This is a genomic window from Sphingopyxis sp. 550A (assembly GCF_053569535.1).
This window is the reverse complement of record NZ_CM131615.1, coordinates 1,950,626-1,963,240: the sequence shown is the minus strand read 5'-3', so window position 1 is coordinate 1,963,240 and position 12,615 is coordinate 1,950,626. Positions and strand designations below refer to the sequence as shown.

Sequence of the window (12,615 nt, the reverse complement as noted above, 5' to 3'; positions counted from 1 at the left end):
TCGACCTGATGCGGCGCATCTGGACCGAAGGCGACGAGCGCGTCGACCGCACCGGAGTCGGCACGCGCTCGCTGTTCGGCGAGACGATGCGATTCTCGCTGAAGGACGACGCGATCCCGCTGCTGACGACGAAACGCGTCTATTGGAAGACTGCGCTGCGCGAACTGCTCTGGTTCCTGACCGGCGACACCAATATCCGCGCGCTGGTGGCGCAGGGGGTGAAGATCTGGACCGACTGGCCGCTCGATAGCTATCGCCGCACGACCGGCGAGGCGATCAGCGCGGCCGATTTCGAGGCGCGGATCGTCGCCGACGCGGATTTCGCGGCACGGTGGGGCGATCTCGGTCCCGTCTACGGTCATCAATGGGTGAACTGGCCGCGCTACGAAGCGGCAGGCGAGGGACTCTTCCGCCGCGCCGCAGAGGGGCACAACCAGATCGCGGCGTTGATCGAGTCGCTCAAGACCAATCCGGGCTCGCGCCGCCATATCTTCACCGGCTGGAACGTCGCCGATTTGGACCGGATGGCGTTGCCGCCGTGCCACATGACCTATCAATTCCACGTCCGCAGCGACGGCGGGCTGTCGTGCCTGCTCTTTCAGCGCTCGTGCGATCTCGGGCTCGGCTTTGCCTTCAACATCTTCGAGGCGGCGCTGTTGACGCGGATGATCGCGCAGCAATGCGATCTTCACGCGCACGAGGTCGTGTGGACCGGCGGCGACGTGCACCTTTATCTCAACCATGCCGAACTGGTCGAGGAGCAGTTGCGGCGGGTTCCCGAGGGTGCGCCGAAGCTGCGCATCCTCCGCCGTCCTTCGAGCATTTTCGACTACCGGTTCGATGATTTTGCGGTCGAAGCCTATGCGCCGCAATCCCATATTTCCGCGCCCGTCGCAGTCTGACCACCGGCGTTGCATTTCCATGGCGACTGAAATAATATGTCGCCAGCACGAAATATAACTAGGCGCTGATTCGCGCCCCGAAGGGAAGAAGATATGCCCGAATCGCCGAAGGCGAAACCGGGGCGTTCGGCGAGCAATCTGCCGCCGCTGTCGCTCCATATTCCCGAGCCGCGCTATCGCCCCGGCGACACCCCCGATTTCGGCGATATCGCGATTCCCGCGGTCGACGCGACTCCGCGTCCCGGCGAAGCGACCAAGCCCGATGCGATGCGCGAGCTTTGCTATGGCCTCGTCCGCGTGCTCGATTTCGACGGTGCGGCCAAGGGACCGTGGGACCCGAAGCTGTCGCCCGACCGGCTGCGCACGATGCTGCGCACGATGATGCTCGTCCGCGCCTTCGACGATCGCATGTTCCGCGCGCAGCGGCAGGGCAAGACCAGCTTCTACATGAAATGCACCGGCGAGGAGGCGACCTCGGTCGCCTCGACGATGGCGATCGACCGCACCGACATGGTGTTTCCCAGCTATCGCCAGCAGGGCGTTCTGATCACGCGCGATTATCCGCTGATCCAGATGATGAACCAGATTTACTCGAACCGCGGCGATCACCTGCTCGGCCGGCAGCTTCCGATCATGTATTCGGCGCCCGAGCATGGCTTCTTCAGCGTGTCGGGCAATCTCGCGACGCAGTATCCGCAGGCGGTGGGTTGGGCGATGGCCTCGGCGTCGAAGGGCGACAACCGCATCGCGACCACATGGTGCGGCGAAGGATCGTCGGCCGAGGGCGACTTTCATTCGGCGTTGACCTTTGCGACCGTCTATAATGCGCCGGTCATCTTCAACGTCGTCAATAACCAGTGGGCGATTTCCAGCTTCTCGGGTTTTGCGGGCGGCGAGCGCACGACCTTCGCGGCGCGCGCGGTCGGCTATGGCATCGCCGGGCTGCGCGTCGACGGCAACGATCCGCTCGCGGTCTATGCGGCGACTCAGTGGGCCGCGGACCGCGCGCGGACGAATAACGGCCCGACGCTGATCGAGCATTTCACCTATCGCAGCGAGGGACACAGCACGTCGGACGACCCGAGCGCTTATCGCCCCGCCGACGAGGCGACGGTCTGGCCGTTCGGCGATCCGATCGCGCGGCTGGCGCAGCATCTCGAACTGCTCGGCGAATGGGATGCAGAGCGCCATGCGGCGCAGGCGAAGGAACTCGACGATCTGGTGAAGACGACCCAGAAGCAGGCAGAAAAGCTCGGCATTTTGGGTCACGGTATGCACCAGCCGTTCGAGACGATGTTTCAGGACGTGTTCGAGGAGATGCCGTGGCACCTCAAGGAGCAATGCGCCCAGATGCTCGCCGAGCAGGAGGCCAAGTTCGGCCCCAACTGGAAGCCCGAATAATGGCCGAGACCAAGACCATGAACATGATCGAGGCGATCAACAGCGCCATGGACATCATGCTCGAACGCGATCCCGCCACCGTCGTGATGGGCGAGGATGTCGGCTTTTTCGGCGGCGTGTTCCGCGCCACCGCGGGCCTTCAGAAAAAGCATGGCAAGACGCGGGTGTTCGACACGCCGATCAACGAATGCGGCATCATCGGCGTCGCGGTCGGCATGGGCGCCTATGGCCTGCGCCCGGTTCCCGAAATCCAGTTCGCCGACTATATCTATCCGGGGCTCGACCAGCTCGTTTCGGAGGCGGCACGGCTGCGCTACCGCTCGGCGAATGACTTCATCTGCCCGATGACCGTACGCACGCCGTTCGGCGGCGGCATCTTCGGCGGCCAGACGCACAGCCAGTCGCCCGAGAGCATCATGACGCATATCTGCGGCGTCAAGACGGTGATCCCGTCGAACCCTTATGATGCCAAGGGCCTGCTGATCGCGGCGATCGAGGACAACGACCCCGTCGTCTTCCTCGAGCCCAAGCGCATCTATAACGGCCCGTTCAGCGGCTATTACGACCGCCCGGTCGAGCCCTGGTCGAAGCATGATGCGAGCGCGGTGCCCGAGGGCTATTACCGCATCGACCTCGGCAAGGCGGCGACGGTGCGCGAAGGCGAGGCGGTGACCGTGCTCGCTTATGGCACGATGGTGCATGTCGCGAAGACGATCATCGAGGAGATGGGCGTCGACGCCGAAATCCTCGACCTGCGCACGCTGCTGCCGCTCGATGTCGAGGCGATCGAGGCGTCGGTGAAGAAGACCGGGCGCTGCCTGATCATCCACGAAGCGACGCGCACCTCGGGCTTCGGCGCCGAACTGGCGGCGCTGGTGCAGGAACGCTGCTTCTATCATCTGGAGGCGCCGGTCGAGCGCGTGACCGGCTTCGACACGCCCTATCCGCACAGCCTCGAATGGGCCTATTTCCCCGGCCCGGTCCGCATTGCGACCGCGCTGACCAAGATCTTGAAGGACTGACGCCATGGCCCGCTATTCATTCCGTCTGCCCGACATCGGCGAAGGCATTGCCGAGGCCGAAATCGTCGCGTGGCACGTGCGTGTAGGCGACCGCATCGAAGAAGACGCGCAGCTTGCCGACATGATGACCGACAAGGCGACCGTCGAAATGGAATCGCCGGTAACGGGGATCGTTGTCGAACTGGCGGGCGAGGTCGGCGACATGGTCGCGATCGGATCGACGCTCGCGGTGATCGAGACCGAGGGCGAGGTCGCGGAAGTACCCGCCGCGGAAGCGGTCGAGGAAGAGGTCGTCGTGGAAACGCCGGGGGCAGAAGAGGTATCGGTGGCGGAAGAAGCTCCCCTCCCGCGTGCGGAAGGGGCTAGGGGAGGGCGTGTCGAACCCGCCCCGCCGGTCACCGCCGAAACAAGCCCTCCCCCGACCCCTCCCGCAAGCGGGAGGGGAGATAAGGCCGTTCTCGCTTCCCCCGCCGTCCGCGCTCGTGCGCGCGATCTCGGCGTCGACCTGTCGCAGGTTCAGGCCGAGGGCGACCGCATTCGCCATGCCGACCTCGACGCTTTCCTGCGCTACGGCGCCGGGCAGGGCTATCATGCTCCCGGCGCGAGCCGCGCGCGCGCGGATGAGCCGGTCAAGGTCATCGGAATGCGGCGCAAGATCGCCGAGAATATGGCGGCGTCGAAGCGCGCGATCCCCCATTTCACCTATGTCGAGGAAATGGACGTCACCGCGCTCGAAGAGATGCGCGCCGACCTCAACGCCAATCGCGGCCAGCGCCCCAAGCTGACGATGCTGCCTTTCCTGATCGTCGCGATCTGCCGCACCATCCCGCAGTTTCCGATGATCAACGCGCGCTATGACGACGAAGGCGGCGTGGTGACGCGCTATGGCGCCGTGCATCTCGGCATGGCGACGCAGACCGACGCGGGGCTGATGGTCCCGGTGATCCGCGACGCGCAGGACAAGAATGTCTGGCAGCTTGCAAGCGAAATCACGCGTCTCGCGGAGGCCGCGCGCGCCGGCAAGGCGAAGGTCGAGGAACTGACCGGCGGCACGCTGACGGTTACCTCACTGGGTCCGCTCGGCGGCATCGCGACGACGCCGGTGATCAACCGGCCGGAGGTCGCGATCATCGGGCCGAACAAGATCGTCGAGCGTCCCGTCTTTGACGGCGACGACATTCGCCGCGCGAAGCTGATGAACCTGTCGATCAGTTGCGACCACCGCGTCGTCGACGGCTGGGACGCCGCGAGCTATGTTCAGGCGCTGAAGAAGCTGATCGAGACGCCGGTCCTGCTGTTCGCGGATTGATAAACCTCGTCATTGCGAGCGAAGCGAAGCAATCCAGGGCGGTTCACGCCGGCTCTGGATTGCCGCGTCGCCTTCGGCTCCTCGCAATGACGAGCACTAAAGCCCCAATCCAGCAAAGCTCGTTTGGTCGAACTTCAGCCGGAACGTCACATAAGCGCCCGAGCGCGAGAAGCGCGCGTCCTCGAAATCGCGGTCGTGGAAGCCCGCGAAATTATAGCCCAAAGTGACGTTGGCGTTCTTCATCGGCGCTAGCGTCACCGTCGGCCCCGCGGCCCAGGCGATGGTGTCGCCGCCGGTGCCGATCCGCGCGGTACCCGAAGCGCCGACATCGACATGCTCGCCGAGGTTGAAGCGGAAATCGGCGCCGAGCAGGTTCGACCAGCCCTTTACGTCGTCTTCGCCGAAGCGGTCGAAGCTGTAGCGGGTACCCCAGAAGAAGCCGATCTCGGCGCGTTCGGTCCACTCGCCGCCATGAGTCTTGAGCGGGGTCCAGTTCACCGACAGGCTGTTGAGCAGGCGGCGGCTGGTCGCGTCGCCGTCGATGGTCAGCGCGGCGCCGCCGATCGGCCCGGCCTGACCCGCGACCGCGCCGCGCACCTTGTCCGAGCGAAATTCGCTCTTGTTGAGCCACGAAAGCTGCGAATCGGCGGGACGGTGCGCCCAGCTCGCCTCGAAGCTGATGACTTCGGTCGTGGGCGTGGTCCCGCTGCCGCTCGCCTTCGCATAGGTGAAGAGCGCGCCGAGCGCCTGGCCTTCGCCGAGCTGGCGCAGCGCACCGAGCGTCAGGCCCGTGCGGTCGGCGAGTTCGCCGTCGCGATATTCGGCGCGACCGGTCAACGTCCAGCGCGGGGTGCGATAGGTCGCGCCCGCGCTGACTGCGAGGAAATCCTCGGTCAGCGTGCCGTTGTCGCCGAGGAAGCCGCCCGAGGCGACCGGCTGCGCGGCGTTGAGCACGTCCCTGGCGCGAATGCCGCCGAGGGTACGGTTGCCGTCGACCGACAGATCGATCGACCAGCGTTCGTCGAGTTTCAGCGATTGCGACAGACCATAGGCGGCAAAGCTGCGCGGGCCATATTCGCCGATGTCCTGCTGGTTCGCGGTCGCGAGCAGCCGCGCCCCGGCCCAAGGCGCGAGGTCGAAGCCGAGGCGGGCGGTGCGTGCCTTGACCGTGTCGCCGTCGGCGATCTCATAGCTGCCGACCAGATTGACGTCGCGTGTCACCGCGTAGCGCGCACCGATGCGGTGACGAGTCGGGAAATCGACGCTGGCGTCGTCGCCGCCGAGCGCGAATTCGGTCTGTGCGTCGAGCTCGAGTTTCTTGTCGAACAATCGCTGCGTCGCACCGAGCTGGACGATGTCGGACGTATTGCGCGACCCGTCGGTGAGGCGATCGTCGGCATGGGTCAGGCCCGCGCGCATCACGGTGGTGCCATTGTCATATTCGACCAGCGCCTTAGCGGCGCGGCGGCGCGCATCGACGTTCAGATAATCCTCCTGCCACGCGCTGCCCGTCAGCGACAGGCTGCGGCTGGCCTTGACGCGGGCATCGAAGCCGAATTTGCGCGTGCCGTCCTCGCCGCTGTTCAATTGACCGGTGCCGAAACCCGCTTCGCGCTCGCGGACATAGGCGAGGACGTCCATGCTGCGGCTGTGATGCTCGGCTTCGATCAGCCACGCCTTGGCGGTTCCCACCGCCGCTGCGCCGCCGTTCTTCGCCTTGGCGTCGCTCACCGCATATTCGGCGCGTACTTCGGTATCGGCGTTCGGGCGATAGCGTGCGTCGACGCCGCCGAGGTTCGTTTTGGTGCTGTTGTCTTCGTCGTGGATCATCGTTGCGCCGACGCGCAGTTTTTCGTCGGTCGATCGATAGCTGACGCGCGCCCCCGCATTCAACACGCGCTCGCCAACGCCATCGACCTCATATTCGGCGACGATGAATTGCGGATCGAGCGCCGACGAGCGGCTGAGCACCGGCGCGCGGAAACGCAGCGTGCCCGCCAGATAGTCGATGTCGTAATCGATGTTGCGGGTCAGCGTGACGCTGTTCACGATCCGCTCGCTGTGCAGCCGGTCGCGCGTCTCGATGACGATCCGCTCGCTGTTCGGCAATATGTCGCGCGCGCCGAGCTGATAGGGGCCGGTCAGGCCGTTGCCCTGAATCTCGTCGCGGCGGAAACGGTAGGGGGTGTCGGCGGCGAAGGCGGTGGCGGCTATGTTGCGGCCGCGATATTCGGCCTTGCCGCCGTTGAGCGCGCGCTGATAGCGGGCGAGCTGCGGTTCCGAAATTCCGGTTTCGATGTCGCCGAACATCGCATAGAATTGCGGGCGTTCGAGGCGCAGATAGAGCTTGCGCACCGACGCGGCGTCGTAGCGCGTTTCGCCCCGGTCGGCGTAGATGGTGTAATAGGCGCGCGGGTCGATCACGCCGCCGAAGCGTGCGTCGTCCTGATCCTTGTCGCTGTCATAGGCCAGCGTCATCAGCCATTTGCCCTGGATGCGACCCTTGGCATAGAGCGCGAGGCGCGCGTCGGCATTGAGGTCGTCGAGCGTGTCGGCGACAGGCTCCATGCGGTCGTCGAGCGTGTTGTAGCCGATCGTGCCTGCCGCGAAGCCCACGACGGTCCACGGACGGTCGCCCGGATCGAGCCAGGTTTCGATCGTCTGCTTGCGCTCGACCTTGTCGTCGCGGAAGGTGAAATCCATCGTCAGCGTGCCCGACGCGGTGGTCGGTTCAAGCTCGATATAGGCGATGCCGTCATCGCCATCGATGCGCCACACCGGCTGCGCGCGTTCGAGGCCCGAAAGCTGGCGCGCCTGCTGCGCGTCGGCCTCGACGGCGGGATAATAGGGCGCGGGGACGCTGAAATCGCCGGTCAGGCCCGATCGGATCGGCTTGCCGTCGCGGTCGGTCAGGCGCACGGCGATGACCGGGCGCGTGACGCCGTCGGCGACCAGCACCGATTTCTCGCGGATCAGCGTCGCGCGCATCGGGGTGATCGCATAATGGACGCTGCGTTCGAGCGTTTCGACGACCGCGCCATCGGCGTCGGTCACCGTCGCGGCGAGGCGGTTGTCGCCCTCGCGAATCTCGATCCCGCGCCACAGGCTGACCGCGACCTGTCCGTCGGCCGATTTGCTCACGCCTTCGAAGGTCAGCGCGTCGACGGGCTTGCCGTTGATCGTCAGCGCGACTTTCTGCCCCGGTGCGTGCTTGATCGCGGCGCGGATCGCCTTGGTGCGCGGATTATGGTCGATGTCGGGAAAGAGCCAGCCGATGCCCGGCGCCTGGCCCGCGAGCCAGTCGCGGTGCGCGCCGGCGGCGTCGGGATCGCTCATCGGCTTGGGCGCGGCGAATTGCATCTTGTCCGGCGCGGTGCGCGGCGCGGCGGCGGCGGCGCGGAAGTCGGCGCGCTTCAGCGAGCCGCCGCGACCCTCGACGAAGCGCGAGATTGCGCTGCCCGCGCTTGCGGTCGAGCGCGCGCAATCGACGGCCTCGCGGTCGAGCGGCAGCGTCGACGGGTCGATCTGAACGACGTGCAGGCCGGGGCGAACGCCCTCGAAATGATAGCGGCCGCCCTCGTCGGTGACGGTGTAGCTGCCGTCCTGCAGCATCACGCGGACGCCCGCGATGCCGGGTGCCTTGCCGGGGTTCACCGCGCAGCCGCCGTCGGTGATGCGGCCGATGATCGTCATGCGGTCGCCGAGCTGGTCGCGCTTGATCGCGATCGTCGCTTCGGCGACATTGCTCTCGGTGCCGCGATTGTCGGCGGCCGAGGCGCGATTGAGCGCGCTGCCGGGCTGCGCCGATACGGTGACTTCGGCCACATAGGTAAGCAGTACGCTGCCCGAAAGGGCGATCGAGGGCAGGGCGACGGTGAAGTCGCGGCCGTTGGCGTTGACGGCGGCATCGACGCGTGCGCCGTCCACGCGCACCGTGTCGGCGCGCAGGCGCATCCCGGCGGGCAGCGTGTCCCTGACCGTCACCACACCGGTCGAGCGGCGGGCGTCGCGGTTCGCGACTTCGATACGATATTGCACGACGTCGCCCGGAACCGCGGTCTGGGTCGAGGTGGTCTTGCGCAGGACGAGCGGCAGGCCGGGCTGGTCGACCGGAATGTCGACGCGCACCGGCGCCGGGCTGTCGAGCGTGAAGACGCGGCTATAGCTCGCATCGGTGATGGTGAAGGGCAGGCCGTCGTCGGGGCGGCGCAGGCCTGCGAGATCGGCGGCGCTTGATTTCGACGGCGCGCTATAGGGTGCGGGCGGCTCGACGATCAGGCGGTAGGATCCGGGCGCGACGAAGGGGAAGCGATAATCGCCTGCCGGGAAGCTGTAGACCCGCCCGCTCGCGTCGGCGACATCCTGCCCGGTGACGATCGTCGCGGGATAGGCGGAGGTGCCGTCGTCGCCGAACACCTGCGCGGGGTGGCCGGTCGCGGTGTCGATCAGCGTGACGCGGCTGCCCGGAACCGCCGAGCCGTCGCCGCTGTCGAACACCATGCCGAAGGGATCGACGAGGAAATCGATCGTCGCCGTCGCGACGAGGCTGGCGTTGGCCTGGTCTGTGACGCGGAGCTGGATCGGCGACCCCGGATCGACCGACAGGCGGCAATCGCCCACGACGACGGCGGGCGGAACCCCGACCGTGTTGATGAAGCCCGCGAACTCGCCGCTGTTCGCGGCGGTTTCGGTGAGGGTGATGCGCTCGCTGTCGCCGTTCGCGAGATCGAGCACCACCGGCAGCGTGTCGATCGCATTCGGATCGACGTTCGCCGAGGCGAGCGCGACGCCGACCACCAGCACTTCGCCGGCGCGAAACGCGTCGCTGCTCTGGAGCGAGGCCGGTGCCGTCGAAATGCCGGCATAGGCGCCGGCGAGCTGGATCAGGCTGCCGGCGGCGGCGCGCGCGCCCGGATTGGCGGCGGCGCAGCGGGTCGGAACGAGCGGTGCGGTCTTGTCGCCGCCGCTCCCGACGAGGCGATAGGTACTGATCACCGGCTGTTCGGGTGGACGGGCGCGGACGGTCACGTCGACGCGGTTCGACAGAATCTGGCCGGGCTGGCCGTTATCCGACCACTGGGCCGATGCGGTATTGGAAATCACCTGCGCGTGCGCGGGGGCCGCGGGCAGCATGGCTGCCGCGGCCACAGCGGCCACGAGGGACATATAGGCTTGGCGGAATGGCATCGCTGGTCCCGAAAGGGCAGCGGGAAGCAGGCGATTTGCCTATTCCCGCTGCCCCGTCATTCCGTCCGGTCAGTTGACCGTCGCGCGGAAGACGAGCGTGCGCGTGTCGCCCGCCGCGACGGTCGCGATCGTCCCCGATACGTTCGGGTTCGTATAGCTGCCGCCCGCGACGCCGTTGGCGTTGCAGGTGCCGCCAGTGACCGTGCCGTTCAGCAGGATCGAGCTGGTGACGAAGGTCAGCTGGCCCGGAACCGGGTCGTTGATGACCACCGACGTCGCGTCGGCGCTGCCGCTGTTGGCGACCGCGATACAATATTCGACGACAGCGCCCGGAATCAGCTTCGGATTGCTCGTCAGGTTGAACGGGTCCGAGATGACGCGGCTGGTCTTGGTGACCGCGAGCGTTGCCGTCTGGACGGTATAGTCGTCGTTGTCGCTGTGCGATCCGTCGCGCGGCGCATCGCCGGCAACGCCCGCGGTATCGGCAAAGACGGTATCCTTGCCCGCGGTGTTCGCGCCGGTCGTCTGGGTGATCGCCAGGCCCTGCGTGCCCGCAGCACCGCCTTCGCGCGCCGTGGCGCGCAGCGTCACCCCGGCGACGGCATTGTTGGCGAGGCCCGCCGGAATGTCGGCGACGACGAACAGGCGGATCGGCGTGTCGACCGCGAGCTCGTCGATATAGGTGACGAGCGCGTCGCCCGCGTCCCAGTCACCGACCGTGCCGCTGGACGTATTGTCGCGATAGATGCGGATATTGGTCGTATCGAACGTGTCGGTGCCGCCGTGCGAGGCGGTGCCGCCGGTGATCTGCGTCGCCGCGAGCGCGAAGTCGAGCACTTCGTTCGAGCTGTTGGTGAGCTGGAAGGTCGTGACGGCATTGCTTTGTCCCGGCACGACATTAGTTGTGACGTTTCCCACCTCTTCGACGAGCAGGTTTATCTTGCGGTCGACGGTGAAACTATTCGACGCGCTCTCCTGACCTTGCGAAACGCCGCCGACCTTATAGTCGACGGTGGCGGTATTGGTGATCGAGGTTCCCGCGGTCGTCCCGGCCGCATAGGCCGGGCCGGCGGCAGCGACGGACGCCGCTGCCACACCGATGGTCCCCCAGTAAGTCAGCTTGCTGGTCATAGCTGATTCCCCAGGCTTGATTGGCTGCCAAATTCCCCACCGCCGGCAACCGTTAAGCGGTTTTGATCACGTCGTTATTTGACGATGCCCCTGAACATGAGCTTCCCCGCGCCCCCGGCCGGGATCGGCTTCTGGAATGCCCAGCGGATGTGCGTGACATCGGCGGGCTGAGCCGGACGGCGGGTGCCGTCGGCGAGCGGAACGGTCAGCGTGTCGAGCGTGCCCCAGGTCTGGCCGCCATCGACTGAGACGATCGGCCGGGTGTCGCCCGCATCGGCGAAGCGGACCGCCGACGGCATCGGATTGGTGACCACGAAGCGGTCGGCGGCCTGGGCGCCGGCGTTGCGATAGTTGAGCACGAAGACGAGCCGGTCGCCGGGCACGACGATCTTCGGCTCCTCGAGCAGCACCCGCTGCTTGCCGCTGGCGTCGGTGGTCACCCGTTCGACGAACACGCTGTTGTCGAGCGCGACCTGGTTGGCCGCAAGCGCCGGAGCAGGAGCAAGGGCGGCCGACAAAAGAATAAGAGCGATACGCATACGCATCTCCATCATTTGATCTTGGTCTTGAAGGTAACGGCGCGGGTCTGGCCGCCTGCGACGGTGCCGAGCTGGACGCGGATTCGCGTGCCGTCGTAATCGCCCGCATCGGCATCGCTCGCGTCGGTCAGCGCCGTGGCGCCGAGCTTGATCGAATTGGCCACATAGGCGGTGTCCGCAGGCACATTGTCGATGATCGCAAGGCTGTTCACCGAGCCCGATCCGGCGATGGTCGCGGTGATCGTATAGGTGATGGTGGCGCCCGGAACGGGTTCGCTGCCGCCGAACGGATCGACGACCACGGCCGATTTGACGAGCGTCACGGTCGCCGCCGACACCTTATAGGCGCCATTGTCCTGTCCGTCGGCGCCGGTCGAACCTACGATCGCATCGCCGCCACCTTCGCCCTTGCCTGCGAAGCTGGTGCCGGGCGCGCCGGTGCCGGTCTTTGCCGCAGCGACAAGCGTGACGATCCCGCGATTGCCGTCGGCGGCGGACGCCGGGGTCGTCGAGAGGACGAACACGGTCATCGCCGTATCGGGCTGAAGCGGCGATTCCGACCCCGCCACATAGAGGGTGTCGGTCGGATCCCAGGTGCCATTGCCGTTGGTGTCGATGAAGATCTGCGTGACGACGGGATCGTAATTGTCGCCGCCGACGTTGGCGATCGTGCTGAGCGCGAAGGCTTCGGGGCCGTTGCCGGTGTTGGTGACGCGATAGGTCAGAACCTGGTTCGTCGCTCCGGGCGCCGTCGGCACGTCGGTAGCGTTGCCGGCGACGGTGACGTCGAGCAGTTCGTCGACTTTCAGGTCGACGCGGTTCGAATCGATCGTCTGCGTGCCGCCGCCGTTATCGAAGCTGGCGCTGGCGGTATTGCTGATCGTCGTGCCGGCGAGCGTTCCCGCGGCGTGGGCCGCGGTGGGTATGATGCATGTCGCGACGAGCGCGATGGCTGAACAGGAGGGAAGAAGAAGCGAATGATGCTTCGCGCCCCCCACAGGCGCTTTCACCATGATTTTGACTCCAAAGCTGGTCCTTGGAATTCGCCATCGCGGAAAAAGAAAAATTTCTGGTTAAAATACCGATAGAAAATGGGATTTTGACCCGTATCGGGACAAAGCGGC

At 66.3% G+C, this 12,615-nt stretch carries 8 protein-coding genes; 4 read left to right on the top strand and 4 right to left on the bottom strand.

Going from position 1 to position 12,615, the window contains the following annotated elements:
* The first annotated feature begins 8 nt into the window (after positions 1–8).
* The 4 genes from thyA to ACVENA_RS09435 all read left to right on the top strand — a co-directional run bounded on the left by thyA (position 9) and on the right by ACVENA_RS09435 (position 4,634).
* A complete protein-coding gene (gene thyA / locus ACVENA_RS09450) occupies positions 9–902 on the top strand; it encodes a thymidylate synthase (protein ID WP_449328922.1) in 894 nt (297 codons plus the stop codon).
* Between the two features lie 93 nt (positions 903–995).
* Complete coding sequence (locus ACVENA_RS09445) at positions 996–2,303, top strand: 3-methyl-2-oxobutanoate dehydrogenase (2-methylpropanoyl-transferring) subunit alpha (RefSeq protein ID WP_257550314.1); 1,308 nt, start codon at positions 996–998, stop codon at positions 2,301–2,303.
* A 17-nt stretch (positions 2,304–2,320) separates the two neighbouring features.
* On the top strand, positions 2,321–3,325 hold the full coding sequence (locus ACVENA_RS09440) for an alpha-ketoacid dehydrogenase subunit beta (protein ID WP_257551351.1): 1,005 nt from the start codon (positions 2,321–2,323) through the stop codon (positions 3,323–3,325).
* A 4-nt stretch (positions 3,326–3,329) separates the two neighbouring features.
* Positions 3,330–4,634, top strand: coding sequence for a dihydrolipoamide acetyltransferase family protein (locus ACVENA_RS09435; RefSeq protein WP_257550312.1), 1,305 nt, complete (start codon positions 3,330–3,332; stop codon positions 4,632–4,634).
* A 96-nt stretch (positions 4,635–4,730) separates the two neighbouring features.
* Here the strand turns inward: ACVENA_RS09435 and ACVENA_RS09430 are convergent, their stop codons facing one another.
* The 4 genes from ACVENA_RS09430 to ACVENA_RS09415 form a co-directional block, all read right to left on the bottom strand.
* Positions 4,731–9,800, bottom strand: a complete 5,070-nt coding sequence (locus ACVENA_RS09430; RefSeq protein WP_449328586.1) for a hypothetical protein — start codon at positions 9,798–9,800, stop codon at positions 4,731–4,733.
* A 90-nt stretch (positions 9,801–9,890) separates the two neighbouring features.
* Positions 9,891–10,952 (bottom strand): hypothetical protein, encoded by a 1,062-nt coding sequence (locus ACVENA_RS09425; RefSeq protein WP_449328585.1) that lies wholly within the window; start codon positions 10,950–10,952, stop codon positions 9,891–9,893.
* Positions 10,953–11,026: 74 nt separating this feature from the next.
* Positions 11,027–11,491, bottom strand: coding sequence for a hypothetical protein (locus tag ACVENA_RS09420; RefSeq protein ID WP_449328584.1), 465 nt, complete (start codon positions 11,489–11,491; stop codon positions 11,027–11,029).
* Between the two features lie 11 nt (positions 11,492–11,502).
* Positions 11,503–12,504 (bottom strand): hypothetical protein, encoded by a 1,002-nt coding sequence (locus tag ACVENA_RS09415; protein WP_449328583.1) that lies wholly within the window; start codon positions 12,502–12,504, stop codon positions 11,503–11,505.
* Positions 12,505–12,615: the final 111 nt, after the last annotated feature.

What these genes read in the sequence shown, in the direction of transcription:
- thyA (WP_449328922.1), top strand. Translation starts at nt 9, where the DNA reads ATGCGGCGCATCTGGACCGAAGGCGACGAGCGCGTCGACCGCACCGGA.
- ACVENA_RS09440 (WP_257551351.1), top strand. Translation starts at nt 2,321, where the DNA reads ATGAACATGATCGAGGCGATCAACAGCGCCATGGACATCATGCTCGAA.
- ACVENA_RS09415 (WP_449328583.1), bottom strand. Translation starts at nt 12,504, where the DNA reads ATGGTGAAAGCGCCTGTGGGGGGCGCGAAGCATCATTCGCTTCTTCTT.
- ACVENA_RS09420 (WP_449328584.1), bottom strand. Translation starts at nt 11,491, where the DNA reads ATGCGTATCGCTCTTATTCTTTTGTCGGCCGCCCTTGCTCCTGCTCCG.
- ACVENA_RS09430 (WP_449328586.1), bottom strand. Translation starts at nt 9,800, where the DNA reads ATGTCCCTCGTGGCCGCTGTGGCCGCGGCAGCCATGCTGCCCGCGGCC.
- ACVENA_RS09425 (WP_449328585.1), bottom strand. Translation starts at nt 10,952, where the DNA reads ATGACCAGCAAGCTGACTTACTGGGGGACCATCGGTGTGGCAGCGGCG.
- ACVENA_RS09435 (WP_257550312.1), top strand. Translation starts at nt 3,330, where the DNA reads ATGGCCCGCTATTCATTCCGTCTGCCCGACATCGGCGAAGGCATTGCC.
- ACVENA_RS09445 (WP_257550314.1), top strand. Translation starts at nt 996, where the DNA reads ATGCCCGAATCGCCGAAGGCGAAACCGGGGCGTTCGGCGAGCAATCTG.